The organism is Streptomyces sp. NPDC058045 (genome assembly GCF_042885635.1).
GTDB lineage: Bacteria > Actinomycetota > Actinomycetes > Streptomycetales > Streptomycetaceae > Streptomyces.
Genome location: NZ_JBHVRR010000033.1, coordinates 1 through 16731, shown reverse-complemented (window position 1 = coordinate 16731; position 16731 = coordinate 1). Strand labels below are relative to the sequence as shown.

The following is a 16731-nucleotide window of genomic DNA, read 5'->3' as shown; positions in this document are numbered from 1 at the left end:
GGGTTGTACCAGTTGTGAAAAAACTGTGACCGCGTTTCCAGAGCCGTCAACCGGGAGCCGGCCAACCACCCGTCCATGACCGCCAGTCGACGCCCCCGCCCCCACCAACCGTCAGTCGAACCAGCGGTCCCGCGCCAGCTCCCCCGTCCGCGACGGGTCCTCCAGCAGCGCCGCCACCTCGAACCGCCGCGGCCACTGCCCCGCCGCCCAGGCGAGACCCGCCGCCACCCCCTCCAGCGTCGCCGCGTGCAGCACCCCGTCCGCCGCCCGGTGCCAGTCCACCTCGACCCCGCCCACCAGCAACTCCTCATACTCCCGGTACGACTCCGGAGCCGCCGGACCCAGCAGCGCCCGCACCGCCTCCGGCACCGGATGCGGTACGCCCTCCCCGGCGACGCCCGTGGTCACCGCCTCGCTCAGCCGCCGTACCTGGAGCAGCTCGGCCAGCTCGGCGGCGCGCCGCGGGTCCACCGGCAGCAGCGGCAGGCCGCCCGCCAGTGGCAGCAGATCCGGCGCGTCCGCGACCACCGCGCGGCCCGCGTCCACCACCCGCACCTCGCCGTCGACCACCGCGCGCAACTCCTCCGGCAGCGTCACCCCCTCCGGCTCCAGCTCCGCCAACGCCCCGTACAGCCCGTGGAGTTGGCCCGCGGACACCGGACGCTCCGGGTCGGCCAGCCGGTCCAGCAGCTCCGCCGCGCCGCCCGGCTCGTCCAGCAGCGCCGCCACCGAGGTCCGCACCCCCAGCGCCCGCAGCACCTGCTCATCGTCAAAGCCCGCCGCGTCCGCCCCCTCGTACAGGCCGACCAGCAGCGGATCACCACCCTCGGCCCGCAGCCCCGCCGGACGCCGCCCGCCGAGCACCGGATGCCCCCGCAGCCACCACGCCGTGTACGGGCGGACCGACTCGCTGGTCCCGTCCGGCAGCAGCACCCGCACCCGCTGCGTCAGCGCGTCCCGCAGCGGCGGCCGCGACAGCAGCGCCAGCGCCTGCGGCCACCGCTCCTCGTCCACCAGCTCCAGATCCCGCACCGCCACGATCTCCGTCGCCACCGGCGGCACCACGGACTCCGGCAACCGGTCCAGTACGTCCTCGCACCACACGTCGACCGCGTCCAGCAGCCCCGCGTCGTCCGGTTCCGCGAAGTCGCCCTCCCGCGGCTCCAGTTCGTCCGGGTCCAGCACCACATCCCCGGCCCGCACCAGCGCGAACGAGGCCAGCGCCCCGCACCCCGCCAGTACCCGCTCCCCCCAGCGCTCCGCCAACTCCCCGTCGACACACAGAAGTTCGTCCGGCCGCATCACCCCGGCGAAGGCGCTCCCCGGTACCACCAGCTCACCCGCCGCCGTCAACTCCCCCTCCTCGTCGGTCAACGCCAACGCGCCCAGCCACGGCTCGTCCCCAGGCTCCAGACCCGCCTCCGCCACCAGCGTCAGCACCACCTCCGCCAACTCCTCGGCGGACAGCGCCTCTTCGTCCCACACCTCGTCGTCCAGCGAGGCCGCCACCGCCGCCCGCACCTGCGGCGTGGTCAGCACCGCTCGCGGCGAAGCGGGCAGCGCCCCCAGCTTCTCCAGCAGCGGATGCGAAGCCGCCGGATGCGCCACCTTCAACCCCAGCCGCGCCAGCAACGCCAGCCGCTCACCGGCACCCGCCGCACCCACCAGCACCTGCCGCGGCCCGATCGTGGTCCGCCCGTCCGCCAACGGCACCGGCAGCCCCGAGAGCCGGTCCGGGTCCACCCCCGCCAGCGAGTCGTACAGCCGCCGCCACCAGTCCGGCTCCCGCTCGATCCCCGCCAGCCGGTCGACCGCCTCCGTCAACGGCACCCGCGCCACCCCGAGCGTGCGCAACTCCACCCGGCGCTCAAGTCCCGCCGGCAGCAGGCACGGCAGCACCTCCGCCAGCACCCGCACCGTCTCCGCCCCCGCACCCTCCACGACCTCCGCCTCCCGTGGCCGCAGCGGCCCCGAGAACTCCTCCCCCTCCACCGCCCGCGGCAGAAAAGCGGTACGCGGCAGCAGCTCCAGCACCGCCGCCCGCAGCGCCCCGTCCAACTCGCCCTTCCCCAGCGGCCCCGGCACCAGATCGATCAGCCCGGCCCCCACCGGCCGCCACTCCCCCAGCAACTCCGCATAGGCCTCCGCGGCCCGCGCCACCACGAAATCGGTCAAAGCACCCGGCGCCACATGCCGGCGCGCGGTGTCCAAGGGGAACGAAGCGATCAGCAGCGCCGGCACACCCAGCGGCTCATCACTCGGCGTCGGCGCGTGCACCACCGCCTCCGTCACCGGCCGCACCGGGGCACCCTCCCCGTCCACCGGCACCGCCCAGGTCACCGACCAGCGGGGCCGCAGCCGCTCCTCCACCGGCCGGTCCGCCAGCAGCCCCGCGTCCACCTCACCGCCCCGCACCACCGTCCGCCACCGGCTGTCCCCGTCCCGCGAGTCCTCCACCACGGTGTACGGCCCCTCGACACGCCGCCGCAGCGTCCGCGTACCCGCCTCCCCCTCCACCACGACCTCGGCCAGCCCCGGCAAGGTCAGCAGCAGCGCCGCGTCGATCCCCGCCAGCAACCGCTCCACCAGATCCGTCGCCGCCGCATCCCGCAACGGCAGGATCACCACCGTGTCGTACCCCTCCGGCGCCGTCCCCTCCGCCGCCAACGGCAGCCGCAGCAACGGCACATGCCCCTCCCGGCGACGCAACTCCTCCGCCAGCGCCCCGGTCCCCGCCGCCAACTCCCGCGCCTCCGCCAGCGACCAGCGCACCCCGCCACCGCGCCCGACCACCGCCGGTTCATCACTCACCGCCAGCACCGCGGCGAACCCCACCCCGAACCGCCCCACCGCCGCCACGTCCCGCTTCGCCGAGGCCCGCAACGTGGACAGCGACTCCACCCCCGCCGCGTCCAGCGGCGCCCCCGTGTTCGCCGCGGCCAGCACCCCGTCCCGCAAAGTCAACCGCAACCGCCCCGGCACCCCCGCCCGCGCGGCCGCGTCCGCCGCGTTCTGCGCCAGCTCCACCACCAGCCGGTCCCGGTACCCCCCGACCGCGAAGTCCTCCTCAGCGTTCGCGTCCTCACGGAAACGAGCAGGGGACGCGGTCCAGGCGTCCAGCACACGACGGGTCAACCGGGCGGTACCAAAGGCATCCGCCCCCTCGGGCCGGCTCACAGCACACTCCTTCCAACGGACAGCCCGCAGAGCGTACCGGGAGAGCACGGGGACACCCCGCGACCGGGAAAGCCGAGAACGCACCGAAGGGGGTGTGGGGGGATGTCCGCCCGCAGGAGCCGGTGCAAGTAGGCGTCAGACCAACGGACCACGTCCACGTACCGGCTCCGAGGACGGACATCCCCCCCGCACCCCCGACCCACAACTCCGCACCCGCAGGCCCAACCGCGAGCCGAACTACGAGTGCCCCAGATCCTCCCCCGACGCCGAAGCCGAATCCGAATCATCCGACCGCAGAGGCAACGGATCCACCAGAGTCTCATCCACCACCGGCTCCGCCGGCTTAGGCGGCCGCGGCATCACCGCCGCCTCGGAGTGCCCCCCGCACCCGTAGGCCAGCGACACCACCCGCCCGTCCGCCGGCGAGAACTCATTGGCACACACCCCGAAGGCCTGCCGCAACGACCCCGCCAACGGCACCAGGAACGCACAGGACACACAAGAGGCCGGCGCCGCCTGAGCCATCGGCGTCTTCGCCCCGTACGCCTCCTCCCAGCGATCGGCCGCACTGTGCAACCCGTACCGGGACAGCACCCGCGCCCGCCCCATCCCCAGCTCCCCGGCGACCGCGGCCACCGACCCCCGGCCCGGCGCGACCGGCAGCCCCGCCGGCGGCCCCGCGGTGACCTCCGCGTCCTCCGCCTCCACCAGGTCCGCCATCTCGTGCGAGACGGCCGAGTTCGGCGGCGGCTCGTCCTCGCCGGAGTACCCGGGCTCCAGCCGCAGATCGTCCGCATCCGTCGGCAGCAGATCGCCGGGCCCCATGTCCCCCGGCCGCAGCCGCTCGCTCCACGGCACCCACTCCGGCGCCAGCACCGCCTCCGCCCCGGGAAGCAGGACCGATTCGTCCAGGGTGACGACCTTCGCCCGGGAAGCGCGGGCGACGGTGACCGCCCAGTGCCACCCGCGGTACCCCGGCTCCCGGCACTCGAAGAGGTGGGTGACGACCCGGTCCCCCTCGGCCACCACGCCGACGTGCTCACCGACGACGGACGGCGCGGCCGTCTCCTCGGCGGCCGCCCGCGCGAGGTCGACCGCCTCGGCGCACAGGCGGTCAGGGGTGCGGCTTCGCGTTGTGGCTGCGCTCACAGGTATCGCTTCTCTCCTACGCCGATCACGGGTGCGCCGTCCCGGCGGTGACCGCGTGACGGGTACGGACGGAGCGGACCGGGGGGCCGCGTCGACGTCCGCGCCCGGCCGTCCCCGGGCGCACCCACGTCATCCATTGTGCGGGATGGCGTCGAGGCGCGCGGCCGGGACCCACCGCCGCAGGCGCGCTACGCACGCTACCTCTTTCCGCCGTCGCGGCCCACACCGCATCGCGCTCCACGGAACGCGCACCTCCGCGCCATGGAACACGCACCCCCCGCCGTCGACCGGGCGCACACCGCGACCGCATCACGACCGCACCCCCGAGCCGAACCACCCCGAACCACCGCACACCCCCCGAAACGAACACCCGCCCCGCCACCCAGCAGCCCCCGCGCACCCTCGTTCACCCCCGCCTCCCGCACCCCGCGTTCCCCGTTCCGCCGGAGGGCCCTCTCACGACTCCCCCACATCTCGGGCACTATGACGGGGTGGCAGCCGCCAGATCGTCCGATGCGGAAGGCGGGTGGGGTCCGGGTCGCCGGGCCGCCCGTGCGCTGGGGCGTGCGGTGCGACTGCCCTTCACCGCCGCCGCCCGTACCGTCCGCCGCGCCACCCATGCGCACGGGGCCGGCGAGTCCGGCCTCGGCAAGCTGATCGAACTGCACGCGGTGAACGGCGCCGGCGACGTGATGATCACCGTGGCGCTGGCCTCCACCGTCTTCTTCTCGGTGCCGACGGACGAGGCCCGCGGCCGGGTGGCGCTCTATCTGGCCATCACCATGGCCCCGTTCACCCTGCTCGCCCCCGTGATCGGCCCACTGCTGGACCGGGTGCCGCACGGCCGCCGCGCCGCGATGGCCACCGCGATGCTGGCCCGCGCGGCGCTGGCACTGCTGCTGTCGGGCGCGGTGGCGACGGGCGGCCTTGAGCTGTATCCGGCGGCGCTCGGCGTACTGGTCGCGTCGAAGGCGTACGGGGTGGTGCGCAGTGCGGTGGTGCCGCGGTTGCTGCCGCCGGCCTTCTCGCTGGTGAAGGCGAACTCGCGGGTGACGCTGGGCGGTCTGCTGGCGACGGGGGTGGCGGCGCCGATCGGTGCGGGGCTGCATCTGCTGGGGGTGCGGGGCCCGTTGATCGGCGCGTTCCTGATCTTCGTCGCGGGCACGGTGCTCTCGTTCCAGTTGCCGCCCAAGGTCGATTCGGCGAAGGGCGAGAGCCGTGCGCTGCTCGCCGCCGACGAGGACCACATCCGCCCCCGGCCCCGGCCCCATCCGGACGACAGCGGCTCCACCTCCCGCCGGAGCGCCGGCCCCTTCCGTCCGGCCAGGGCGCCCAAGCCGGGGCTGCGCACGGTGGGGCCCGCCGTCACCCACGCCCTGGCCGCGAACGCGGCGCTGCGCGGACTGTCCGGCTTCCTCATCTTCTTCCTGGCGTTCCTGCTGCGGGTGCATCCGCTGGCGGGGCAGAGCGCGGCGGTGTCGCTGGGCATGGTGGGGGTGGCGGCGGGCGCCGGGAACGCGCTGGGTACGGCGGTCGGCGCCTGGCTGAAGGCCCGCGCGCCCGAGGTGATCATCGTGACCGTGGTGGCGGTGGTCGCGGGCATCGCGGTGCTGGCGGCGCTGTTCTTCAGTACGGCGCTGGTGGCGGGGCTGGCGGCGGTGGCGGGGCTGGCGCAGGCGCTGGCGAAGCTCTCGCTGGACGCCCTGATCCAGCGGGACGTACCGGAGATGGTGCGCACCTCCGCGTTCGCCCGCTCCGAGACGCTGCTGCAGATGTCGTGGGTGGTGGGCGGCGGCATCGGGATCGCCCTGCCGCTGAACGGGACGCTCGGCCTGTCGGTGGCCGCGGCGATCGTCGGCACGGGCTGGCTGACGACCGTACGGGGACTGCTGAAGGCGGCGCGGCACGGCCCGCCGTCGAAGCGCCGGGTGGTCTGACCGCACCCGGCGGCGACCGCGGCCGGGGCGGGTGGCGCGCCGCCGCCCCCCGCGTGGCAGGCGCCGGTACCCCGCCCGATAACCTTCCGCCCATGACCACGCTGCGCGCGGCCCAGCCGCAAACGAAGTCAGTCCCGGCGGGCCGCCGCCGTACGTTCGCCGCCCTGGGTGCCGTCGCCGCGGGCCTGCTCGTCCTGACCGCCTGCGACAAGCCCACGCCGATCGCCACCGTCACCGTCGGCGACAACTCGGTGCGCTCCGAGGCCGCTTGCTACAACGACGGCAACCAGATCCAGGCCGCGGACCTCCAGAAGTGCCTGAAGAACAAGGACCTGCACTCGATCAAGGTCGACCCGGACGCGACGGTCGCCTTCGGTGTGGAGCCGGAGATCGCGGACAGCGGCTGGACGGTCCTGCTGAACGGTCAGCCGCTGACCGACGAGAGCAACAAGACCTACCGCACCATCCCGGGCAGCGTCTTCTTCAACCAGCAGTACGGCGCGACCGGTTCGCACACCACGGTCAGCATCCTCGAAGGCAAGGGCGGCAAGGCGACCGGCCTGTGGTCGTTCAAGCTGGAGAAGAACTCCTGACGCCCCCTTTGTCTGGTTCCCCTGGTTCCCCCGGTTCGCCCGACCCGCGCGGCACGGACCGCCCGGCCCCGGCCGGTGCGCCCGTGCGGATCCTCGTCGCCACCGCGGTCCCGCCCGAGCGGGACGCGGTGGCGCGCGCGTTTGACGCCGCCGCGCACCCGGTGCCGCTGCCGGGCGCCGTGGCGTACCGGCTGCGCACCGCGGCGGCCCGCTGGGATCTGCTGGCGGCCGGGGTCGGCCCGGCCAGGGCGGCGGCGGGTACGGCGGTGGCGCTGACCGCGGCGGCGCTCGCGGGTGAGCCGTACACGCTGGTGGTGTCGGCCGGGGTGGGCGGTGGGTTCGCGCCTGTGGCGCCGGTGGGTTCGGTGGTGGTGGCGGACGCGGTGACGGCGGCCGATCTGGGCGCGGAGACGGCGGACGGCGCCGGTTTCCTCCCGGTGACGGCGTTGGGCTTCGGCACGGTCACCCACCGTCCGCCGCCGGGTCTGGCGCGGGCCGCGGCCGAGGCGGCGGGCGCGGCGTACGGCACGGTGCTCACGGTGTCGACGGCGACGGGCAGCGCGGCCCGCGCCGGGGTGCTGCGGGCCCGGCATCCGGGGGCGCTGGCGGAGGCGATGGAGGGTTTCGGGGTGGCCGAGGCGGCCGCCGCTCAGGGGGTGCCGGTGCTGGAGGTCCGGGCGGTGTCGAATCCGGTCGGCCCGCGGGACCGGGGCGCCTGGCGGATCGGTGACGCGCTGGCCGCGCTCACCGCCGCGTTCGGGAAGTTCACATCTGTCCTGGAGAGTGGGAACGAGCATGACCAGCGAGCACCGCACGACCCCCGCTGACCCGGCGCACGCCGACGGCTCCGCCGCCCTTCGGATCGCCTTCTCCCCGTGCCCCAACGACACCTTCGTCTTCGACGCCTGGGCGCACGACCGGATCCCCGGCGCGCCCGCCCCCGATGTCACCTTCGCCGACATCGACCTCACCAACGGCATGGCGGAGCGCGGTGAACTCGATGTGCTGAAGGTGTCGTACGCGGTGCTGCCGTGGGTGCTCACCGAGTACGCGCTGCTGCCGTGCGGTGGGGCGCTGGGGCGGGGCTGCGGGCCGCTGGTGCTGACCCGGGAGCCGGGGCGGGAGCTGGCGGGCGCCCGGATCGCGGTGCCCGGCGAGCGGTCCACGGCCTATCTGCTGTTCCGGCTGTGGGCGGCGGCGACCGTACCGGGCGGGGTGGGCGAGATCGTGGTGCTGCCCTTCGACCGGATCATGCCCGCGGTACGGGACGGCGAGGTCGACGCCGGACTCGTCATCCACGAGGCCCGCTTCACGTACCAGGACTACGGGCTGCACAAGCTGGCCGACCTGGGCGAGCACTGGGAGGCGACGACGGGGCTGCCGATCCCGCTGGGCGCGATCATCGCCCGCCGGTCGCTGGGCGAGGCCGCGCTGAGGCAACTCGCGGACACCGTACGGGCGTCGGTGCGTGCCGCCTGGGCCGATCCCTCGGTGTCCCGGCCGTATGTGCTGGCCCATGCGCAGGAGATGGACCCGGCGGTGGCGGAGCGGCACATCGGGCTGTACGTCAACGAGTTCACCGAGGATCTCGGCGAGGACGGCTACGCCGCGATCCGCGGACTGCTGACCCGGGCGGCCGAGGAGGGCCTGGTACCCCCCCTCGCCCCGGACGCGCTGTCCTTCCCCTGACCCCTCCCGCCGCCGGGGCCGTGACGCCTACACGTCGAGCTCGTCGGCGACCGCGCGCAGCAGGCCGGCGATCTTCTTGCCGGCCGCCTTGTCGGGGTAGCGGCCCTTCTCCAGCATGGGGGTGATGTTCTCCAGCACGGTGGTCAAGTCCTGGACGATGGAGGCGAGTTCATCGGGGCGGCGGCGCTGGGCGGCCGCCACCGAAGGCGTCGGGTCGAGGACCGCCACGGACAGCGCCTGATCCCCGCGCTGCCCGGCGACCACCCCGAACTCCACCCGCTGGCCCGGCTTCAGGGTGTCCACACCGGCCGGGAGTACGGAGGAGTGGACGAAGACGTCACCGCCGTCGTCGCGGGAGAGAAAGCCGAAGCCCTTCTCACTGTTGAACCACTTGACCTTGCCGGTGGGCACCTGAAGTCCTCGTCCTCGTACTCAGGCCGCGGTCCGCACGGGGGATTCCGTACGGGAGAACGGCTCCTGACAGCAGTGCAGCGGGTCGCCGGACCCGCCGTCACCAAGGCTAACGGCCCCCCGCCTGGTGACAAGACGGCACCGGTCCGTTCCCGTGCGCTGGGAACTACCCTGGTCGGGTGCGTGGACAAACCCTGGAGACGAACGACGGCGGCGAAGGCACCCCCGGCGGTGGCCCCCGGCCGGGAGACCGGCTGGTGCGGGCGGGTGCGGTGGTGTTCTTCGTGGGCGCCCTGGCGACGCTGGTCACGGTGGCACCGCTGCTCCTCGGCGCGAAGCCGTTCCCGACGTACATGTTCGGGCTGAGCATGTTGATGGGGGTGGGTTTCTTGGTGGCGGGGGCGGGTGTGCTGCGGTCCATCGCCGCCCAGCGCCGCGCCGCCCGCGCCGCGATGCCGGGCTGAGCCCCGCCTACGGGGTGCCGTACTCGCGGAGCCAGGCGGGGAAGGCGGTCAGGTCGGGCAGTACGGCTTCGGCGCCCGCGGCCCGCAGTTCCTCGGCGCCGCACGGACCGGTGGTGACGGCCACCGGTACCGCGCCCGCAGCACGTGCCCCGCGTACATCGCCGAGGTGGTCGCCCACGTAGACGCGCGCGCCGTGCTCGCGCAACGCGAGCGCCTTGCCCTCCGCCCACAGGCCGCCCACAAGCAGATCCACATCGAGGCCGAGCGCCTCCAGATGCAGCTTGGCGCTGGGCTCGTACTTGGCGGTGACGACCATGGTGCGGCCGCCGCTCTCGCGCACCGCGGCCAGCGCCTCCCGGGAGCCGGGCATGGCGACGCTGGGGGCGATGGCGTGCGCCGGGTAGAGCGCCCGGTACAGCTCGGCGGCCTCCGCCATCCGGTCGGCGGGGAACCAGTGCGCCAACTCCTCCTCCAGCGGCGGGCCGAGCCGGGTGACGGCGAGATCGGCGTCGACATGGACGCCGGTCTCCGCGGACACCGCCCGCCAGGTGGCGTAGATGCCGGGCCGCGAGTCGATGAGCGTCATATCGAGGTCGAAGCCGACGGTGGGCGCGGTGGAGTTCATCCCACCAGTGTGCCCGCCGCGCCCGCCCGCCCCGGCGGAGGGCGGGCCGGGGCGCGTACCGGGGGTCAGCCGCGGGCGCGCTGGGAGCGCCAGAGGAGGTAGAGCGCGGAGGCGAGGGCCGCGCCGCGCACCACCCACGGCCAGGTCCCGGAGATCGCGTCGCCGAGGTGGCCGTGGCGCACCGGGTCGCCCCAGCGTCCGTCCTCACGGCCCCACAGCCACACCACCCCCGCGGTGAGCGCCAGCCCCGGCAGCCCCAGCACGGCCACCTTGGACTCGATACGGCTGAGCCGGCGGGAGGCGTAGGCGATGACCCAACCCAGGGCCAGGGCGAACCAGTTGCCGAGGATGCCGCCCACCACCAGGGCGGCGGCGGCGATCACCAGCAGCGGATTGCTCAGGCCGCGCCCGGCGGCGGAGGAGCCGCGGCGCAGCAGCCCGAGGCCGCGGCGGGCCTTGCCGCTCTTCGCGTCCTCCGGTGCACTCCCGGCGGCCTCGGTCGCCCCGCCCCCGGGCGCCTTCTTCTCCCCGTCGCCCCCGGCCTTGTCCTTGTCGCCGGCCTTGTCCTTGTCCTCATCGGAGGCCGGCGGCGGGGCCAGTATCTCGGGGATCTCCACGCCGCCGACAAAGCCCGGTACGGCGTCGGCGCCGCCGAGGGCCTCGCCGTCGTGCCGCCACCAGTCGGGGGTACCGGCGGCGGGGCCGAGGTCCTCGGTACCGGCGAGATGCGGGGGCGCGGGCGCGGGTTCCGGGTCCTCGGGCGGCTCCTGCTTGGGCGGCTTGCGGCGCAGCATCCGGGGCAGCGGCGACCGGTCCCCATCCCCCTCCTCCGCACCGCCACCGCGGTTCCCGTCCTCTCCGCCGGACTGCACCGGTACGGCGGGGTGCGGGGCTTCTTCGGGGCGGGCGGCGGCCCTCGACCGGCGGCGGGACGACAGGAGGGACGGCGGGCGCGGGCGGGGGGCGGCGGGGGCCTGGTCCCGGCGTGCCCCGGCCTCCGGTTCGCCGTCCACGTCGCCGGAACCGCCGCCGGAACCCGTACCGGCCGCGGACACCACCTCGTCGGGGCTGCCGAGGCGGGACAGGATGCGGCGGACGGACGCCGGGCTGTCGCCGGAGCCGCTGGTGCGGCGGCGGTCGATCTCGCCGCGCAGCTCGGCCACCAGGCGCACCCGGTCGGCCGACGGCACCTGCCGCTGCTGGGCCACATCGCCGACCCGGCTCAGATAGTCGAAGACGAGCTGGTCGCTCTCGATCCCCACGAAGTCCCCTCCGGGATACGCCCGTTGAAACACCGGCGCCCGACGGTACCGCGTCCCGCACCGCCGAGGGCTCAGCTCCCGGACCCGGCCCCCGCACGGCCGGTCACGAACGGGGCGAGGGCTTCGTAGAGCTGGTCGGTCGAGGGGTCGCCCTCCCGCTCGTTGTCGGAGGACCGCTTCGGTTGGGCGGCCATGCCCGGGCACTCCCGCGGACGGTCGTAGGAGGGGTTGATGATGTCTCCCTGCACCGTGGTGCTGCCGCGGCGCTTGCCGGTCCGCGCCTCGTAGACGGTCACCTTGTACTTGCCCTTGTAGTAGTAGACGACGAAGCCCTCGTCCCCGCCCGTACCGCCGATGCCGCTGCCCTGGAGCCCCCGGTAGTCGCAGGTGGTGAGGTACTCGCCCTGGCCGATGTGGTCGACGCAGGCGACGAGTTGCACCTTCCCCGGCTTCTCGGGGGCCCAGGTCCCGCGGTCCACGGTGCCGAGTGGGTCCGGGTAGGAGTCCCGCGTGGGCCAGAAGTCGGAGACGAAGACCGGCCGCGGCCCGGAACGGGCGTACGGTGCCGCCTTGGAGAAGGCACGCGGCTTCTTGCACATCTCCCGGTAGCCATGGACGGTGGACGGCCCCTCGTCGGATCCCGCCCCGCAGGCGACCCCCGCGATCACCAACGCCGCCAGCGCACCCCCCACCCCCAGCACTCTGCCCCGCACCCGGACCAACTCCCCCCTGCCCGCCGGCAAGCGGCCATCCGCCGCTGCAACGGTCAACTTTACGGTGTACGGAGGCAGTTGAGTACGGCGCCGGGTGCCTGCCCGGCCTGCCCATGCCGCGGTTGTCCACAGCCTCAAGCCCTATGTCGGCGGCACCCGTTAACGTGGGCCGGATGAGCAGTCACTCACCGGCGGGCAGCTCCGTCCCGCGTTCCCTGGCCGAGGCGCTGCGCCTGCGCGACGACACCTCGCTCGCCGCGCTGCTGCGCGCCCGGCCCGATCTGCTCAGCCCGGTGCCGGGGGATCTCACCCAGCTCGCCACCCGGGCCGGCACCCGGGCCTCGGTGCTGCGCGCCCTGGGCCGGCTGGACCGCTTCGCGCTCCAGACCGCCGAGGCCCTGGCCGTCGCCACCGAACCGACCGGGTACGCCACCCTGCTCGCCCTCCTCACCGGGGACGACGTACCGGACCCGGACGGCGAGGGGGGCGAGGGCGACGAGGGAAGCGAGGGCGCCGTAGCGCGGGCGCTGCCGGGTGCGGTGGCGACGCTGCGGGAGCAGGCGCTGGTCTGGGGCGACGACGAGCGGCTCCGACTGGTGCGTACCGCAAGGGAGTTGCTGGCCCCGTCCCCGCAGCACCCCTCCCCCACCGGTCTGGGTCCCACCGTCGCGGAGGCCACCGCGGGGATGTCGCCGGGGCGGGTACAGGAGATCGTGGCGACCGCGGGGCTGTCCAGTACGCATGACGCGGTGTCCGCGGTCGGGTCGCTGACGGAGCTGTTCACGGACCGGGAGCGGATGGCGGCGCTGCTGGCCGAGGCCCCCTCGGAGTCGCTGCGGGTGCTGGAGCGGCTGGTGTGGGGGCCGCCGTACGGGCAGGTGACGGCGGAGCCGGCGGCGCATCTGCGCTGGCTGCTGGATCGCGGCCTGCTGCTGCCGACGGCGCCGGGCACGGTGGTGCTGCCCCGGGAGGCGGCGCTGCGGCTGCGGGGCGGCCGGGTGCACCGGGCGCCGGATCCGCTGCCGCCCGAGCCGGTGGTGTCCCGGGCGCACGATCCGCAGGGCGTGGACCGGGCGGCGGCCGGTCAGGCGTGGGCGGCGGTCGCCACCGTGGCGGAGCTGCTGCGGGACTGGGACGAGGGCGGGCCCGCGGTGCTGCGGGCCGGCGGGCTGAGCGTCCGGGACCTCAAGCGCACCGCGCAGGCCCTGGACGTACCGGAGGACACGGCCGCCTTCTGGCTCGAACTCGCTTACGCGGCGGGCCTGTTGGCCTCGGACGGCGGTCATGCGCGGGACGCGGAGGGCGAGGGCGCCCGCCGGGAGCCGGAGCGGTACGCGGCCACCCCGGCGTACGACACCTGGCTCGATCTGCCCGCGGCCGAGCAGTGGGCGGTACTGGCCTCGGCCTGGCTGGCGGCCACCCGTACCGCGGGCCTGGTGGGCGGCCGGGACAGCCGGGACCGCTCGCTGTCCGCCCTGGGCCCGGGCCTGGACCGCTCCACGGCACCCGAGGTACGGCACCGGGTGCTGGCGCTCCTCGGGGGGTTGCCGCCCGGCTCGGCGGCCGACCCGGAGTCGCTGCTCGACCGGCTGCGGTGGGAGCGGCCGCTGCGCTCCGCCATGGGCCGCGGCCCGGTGTCCGACGACGCGGGCTCCGGCAGGGCGGGCGAGGACCTGCCACTGCGACTGGCCCGCTGGACGCTCACCGAGGCGGAGTTGCTGGGCGTCACCGGCCGCGGCGCGCTCGCCGGGCCCGGCCGGGCCCTGCTCGGCGATGCCGCGGAGGACACCTGGGCGCCGCTCCCGCCGGCCGGGGTGGCGGTCTCCGAGGTGGGCCCGGAGCAGGGGCCGGCCGAGGCGGCCAGGGCGGGGCGGGCCGCGGAGGCGGCCGGGCTGCTGGCGCCGCTGCTGCCGGAGCCGGTGGACCACATCCTGCTCCAGGCCGATCTGACGGCGGTGGCGCCCGGTCCTCTCCGGCGCCCGCTCGCGGACACCCTGGACGTACTGGCCGAGGTCGAGTCCAAGGGCGGGGCGACGGTGTTCCGCTTCACGCCCGGCTCGGTGCGGCGGGCGCTGGACGCGGGGCGGTCCACGGCCGAGTTGCACGCCTTCCTCGCGGCGCACTCGAAGACTCCGGTGCCGCAGCCGCTGACGTATCTGATCGACGATGTGGCGCGGCGGCACGGGCGGTTGCGGGTGGGGGCCGCGTCCTCGTATGTGCGGTGCGAGGACGAGGCGGTGCTCGGGGAGATCCTCGCGGACAAGCGGTCCCAGGGGCTGCGGTTGCGGCGGCTGGCGCCCACCGTGCTCGCCGCGCAGGCCGAGCCGCGGGCGCTGCTGGAGGGGCTGCGGGAGCTGGGCTTCGCACCGGCCGCCGAGTCCGCGGAGGGCGATGTGCTGATCGCGCGGGCCCACTCGCACCGTACGCCGCCGCGGAGCGCGCCCCAGCCGGTGCCGGAGGGCCCGCCGCTGCCGGACGCGACGCTGCTGGGGGCGGCGGTGCGGGCGATCCGGGCGGGGGATCTGGCGTCCACGGCTCCCCGCAAAGAGCTGCCCGCCTCGGCCGCGGCGCGCGCCGGTGAGCCGCCGCGGACCAGTTCCGCGGACACCCTGGCCACCATGCAGGCGGCGGTCCTCACCGGGGAGGCGCTGTGGATCGGCTATGTGAACGCGGACGGGGCGGCCAGCCAGCGGGTGATCGCCCCGATCCGGGTGGAGGGCGGTTTCGTCACGGCCTTCGACCACACCGCCGACGAGGTCCGTACCTATCCCCTGCACCGCATCACCGGCGTCGCGGAGCTCACGGCCTGACCGGGGCCGGGCGGCACAGCGCAGCCCGTGCGCCGGGGGGCGGGAAGTAGACTCGGGTCTTTGGCGTTGAGCCCGGCCCGGGGGCGGGGTTCGGGCCCCCGACCGCGGCCCGCCGGAGGTGTCTGTGTCCTGTTTGATCGTCCAGTCCGACAAAACCCTGCTCCTTGAGGTGGATCACGAGGACGCCGACGCCTGCCGCCGCGCCATCGCCCCCTTCGCCGAGCTGGAGCGGGCGCCCGAGCACATCCACACCTACCGGGTGACACCGCTCGGCCTGTGGAACGCGCGGGCCGCCGGGCATGACGCGGAGCAGGTGGTGGACGCCCTGGTGCAGTTCTCCCGCTATCCGGTGCCGCACGCGCTGCTGGTGGACGTCGCGGAGACGATGGACCGCTACGGGCGGCTCACGCTGACCCGGCATCCCGCGCACGGCCTGGTGCTGAGCACCACGGACCGGCCGGTGCTGGAGGAGGTGCTGCGCTCCAAGCGGATCAAGCCGCTGGTGGGGGCGCGGATCGACCCGGACACCGTGGTGGTGCACCCCTCGGAGCGCGGCCAGATCAAGCAGACGCTGCTGAAGCTGGGCTGGCCCGCGGAGGACCTGGCCGGCTATGTGGACGGCGAGGCGCACGCCATCGACCTGCACGAGGACGGCTGGGCGCTGCGGCCGTACCAGCGGCAGGCGGTGGACAACTTCTGGCACGGCGGCTCGGGTGTGGTGGTGCTGCCGTGCGGGGCCGGGAAGACGCTGGTGGGCGCGGGCGCGATGGCGCAGGCGAAGGCGACCACGCTGATCCTGGTGACGAACACGGTGTCGGCCCGGCAGTGGAAGCACGAGCTGGTGCGCCGCACCTCGCTCACCGAGGACGAGGTGGGCGAGTACAGCGGCACCCGCAAGGAGATCCGGCCGGTCACCATCGCCACGTACCAGGTGCTGACGACGCGGCGGAAGGGCGTGTATCCGCATCTGGAGCTGTTCGACTCGCGGGACTGGGGCCTGATCGTCTACGACGAGGTGCATCTGCTGCCGGCGCCGGTGTTCAAGTTCACCGCGGACCTCCAGGCGCGGCGGCGGCTGGGTCTGACGGCGACGCTGGTGCGGGAGGACGGCCGGGAGTCGGACGTGTTCTCGCTGATCGGGCCGAAGCGTTTCGACGCGCCGTGGAAGGAGATCGAGGCGCAGGGCTATATCGCGCCCGCGGACTGCGTCGAGGTCCGGGTCAATCTCACCGACGGCGAGCGGCTGGCGTACGCGACGGCGGAGACCGAGGAGAAGTACCGGTTCTGCGCGACGACGGACAGCAAGCGGCGGGTGACCGAGGCGCTGGTGCGGCGGCACACCGGGCAGCAGACGCTGGTGATCGGCCAGTACATCGACCAGTTGGACGAGCTGGGGGAGCATCTGGGCGCCCCGGTGATCAAGGGCGAGACGAGCAACGCGCAGCGGGAGAAGCTCTTCGAGGCGTTCCGGCAGGGCGAGTTGTCGGTGCTGGTGGTGTCGAAGGTGGCGAACTTCTCGGTGGACCTGCCGGAGGCCACGGTGGCGATCCAGGTGTCGGGCACCTTCGGCTCGCGGCAGGAGGAGGCGCAGCGGCTGGGCCGGGTGCTGCGGCCGAAGGCGGACGGGCATGAGGCCCGCTTCTACTCGGTGGTCGCGCGAGACACCATCGACCAGGACTTCGCCGCCCACCGCCAGCGCTTCCTCGCGGAGCAGGGGTACGCCTACCGGATCGTGGACGCGGACGATCTGCTGACGGGGGACATGGAGGTCTAGGCCGTGTCGTTTGGATCTCCGCGGCGTCGCGTGCCCTGGCACGCACTCTCGCCGCACCGGCCAAACGCCCAAGTACGTCCAGTACGAGGGCGCTTGGCCGGCGCACCGAGAGCACGCACCAGACCCC

Annotated in this window: 13 protein-coding genes; 7 read left to right on the top strand and 6 right to left on the bottom strand. The window is 74.8% G+C overall.

Translation table 11 applies throughout. The annotated features are described in order from the left end of the window. Nucleotides 1–111: 111 nt before the first annotated feature. A complete protein-coding gene (locus ACFVST_RS20170) occupies nucleotides 112–3177 on the bottom strand; it encodes a sacsin N-terminal ATP-binding-like domain-containing protein (RefSeq protein WP_390153588.1) in 3066 nt (1021 codons plus the stop codon). 237 nt (nucleotides 3178–3414) lie between these two features. Further along, entirely contained in the window at nucleotides 3415–4326 is a 912-nt protein-coding gene (locus tag ACFVST_RS20165) for a DUF3027 domain-containing protein (protein ID WP_390153585.1), read from the bottom strand. Nucleotides 4327–4817: 491 nt separating this feature from the next. Between ACFVST_RS20165 and ACFVST_RS20160 the strand changes: the two genes are divergently transcribed. The 4 genes from ACFVST_RS20160 (at nucleotide 4818) to ACFVST_RS20145 (ending at nucleotide 8545) form a co-directional block, all read left to right on the top strand. Then, the gene (locus ACFVST_RS20160) at nucleotides 4818–6263 is read left to right on the top strand and encodes an MFS transporter (RefSeq protein ID WP_390153582.1); all 1446 of its coding nucleotides are present in this window, start codon (nucleotides 4818–4820) and stop codon (nucleotides 6261–6263) included. Between the two features lie 92 nt (nucleotides 6264–6355). Further along, nucleotides 6356–6856, top strand: coding sequence for a DUF2771 domain-containing protein (locus tag ACFVST_RS20155; RefSeq protein WP_390153579.1), 501 nt, complete (start codon nucleotides 6356–6358; stop codon nucleotides 6854–6856). An 83-nt stretch (nucleotides 6857–6939) separates the two neighbouring features. Continuing rightward, on the top strand, nucleotides 6940–7683 hold the full coding sequence (locus ACFVST_RS20150) for a futalosine hydrolase (protein WP_390153576.1): 744 nt from the start codon (nucleotides 6940–6942) through the stop codon (nucleotides 7681–7683). Then, complete coding sequence (locus ACFVST_RS20145) at nucleotides 7652–8545, top strand: 1,4-dihydroxy-6-naphthoate synthase (protein WP_390153573.1); 894 nt, start codon at nucleotides 7652–7654, stop codon at nucleotides 8543–8545. The genes ACFVST_RS20150 and ACFVST_RS20145 overlap by 32 nt, the downstream gene beginning before the upstream one ends. Before the next feature lie 27 nt (nucleotides 8546–8572). Here ACFVST_RS20145 and ACFVST_RS20140 read toward each other — a convergent pair whose 3' ends face one another. Further along, the gene (locus tag ACFVST_RS20140) at nucleotides 8573–8956 is read right to left on the bottom strand and encodes a cold-shock protein (RefSeq protein WP_390153570.1); all 384 of its coding nucleotides are present in this window, start codon (nucleotides 8954–8956) and stop codon (nucleotides 8573–8575) included. Nucleotides 8957–9150: 194 nt separating this feature from the next. Between ACFVST_RS20140 and ACFVST_RS20135 the strand changes: the two genes are divergently transcribed. Beyond that, nucleotides 9151–9420, top strand: a complete 270-nt coding sequence (locus ACFVST_RS20135) for a hypothetical protein (RefSeq protein ID WP_390153734.1) — start codon at nucleotides 9151–9153, stop codon at nucleotides 9418–9420. Between the two features lie 7 nt (nucleotides 9421–9427). On the opposite strand, the gene ACFVST_RS20130 is transcribed toward ACFVST_RS20135, so the two are convergent. The 3 genes from ACFVST_RS20130 to ACFVST_RS20120 all read right to left on the bottom strand — a co-directional run bounded on the left by ACFVST_RS20130 (nucleotide 9428) and on the right by ACFVST_RS20120 (nucleotide 11999). Continuing rightward, nucleotides 9428–10045 (bottom strand): HAD family hydrolase, encoded by a 618-nt coding sequence (locus ACFVST_RS20130; protein ID WP_390153567.1) that lies wholly within the window; start codon nucleotides 10043–10045, stop codon nucleotides 9428–9430. 65 nt (nucleotides 10046–10110) lie between these two features. After that, nucleotides 10111–11307, bottom strand: a complete 1197-nt coding sequence (locus tag ACFVST_RS20125; protein ID WP_390153565.1) for an HAAS signaling domain-containing protein — start codon at nucleotides 11305–11307, stop codon at nucleotides 10111–10113. A 71-nt stretch (nucleotides 11308–11378) separates the two neighbouring features. Next, nucleotides 11379–11999 (bottom strand): hypothetical protein, encoded by a 621-nt coding sequence (locus tag ACFVST_RS20120; protein ID WP_390153562.1) that lies wholly within the window; start codon nucleotides 11997–11999, stop codon nucleotides 11379–11381. Between the two features lie 194 nt (nucleotides 12000–12193). Here ACFVST_RS20120 and ACFVST_RS20115 point away from each other — a divergent pair, with 194 nt between their 5' ends. Together ACFVST_RS20115 and ACFVST_RS20110 are read left to right on the top strand one after the other, a co-directional pair. Then, nucleotides 12194–14830: a helicase-associated domain-containing protein gene (locus tag ACFVST_RS20115; protein ID WP_390153559.1), complete on the top strand. Its 2637-nt coding sequence runs from the start codon at nucleotides 12194–12196 to the stop codon at nucleotides 14828–14830. 124 nt (nucleotides 14831–14954) lie between these two features. After that, the gene (locus ACFVST_RS20110; protein WP_390153556.1) at nucleotides 14955–16604 is read left to right on the top strand and encodes a DNA repair helicase XPB; all 1650 of its coding nucleotides are present in this window, start codon (nucleotides 14955–14957) and stop codon (nucleotides 16602–16604) included. The last annotated feature ends 127 nt before the right edge of the window (nucleotides 16605–16731 follow it).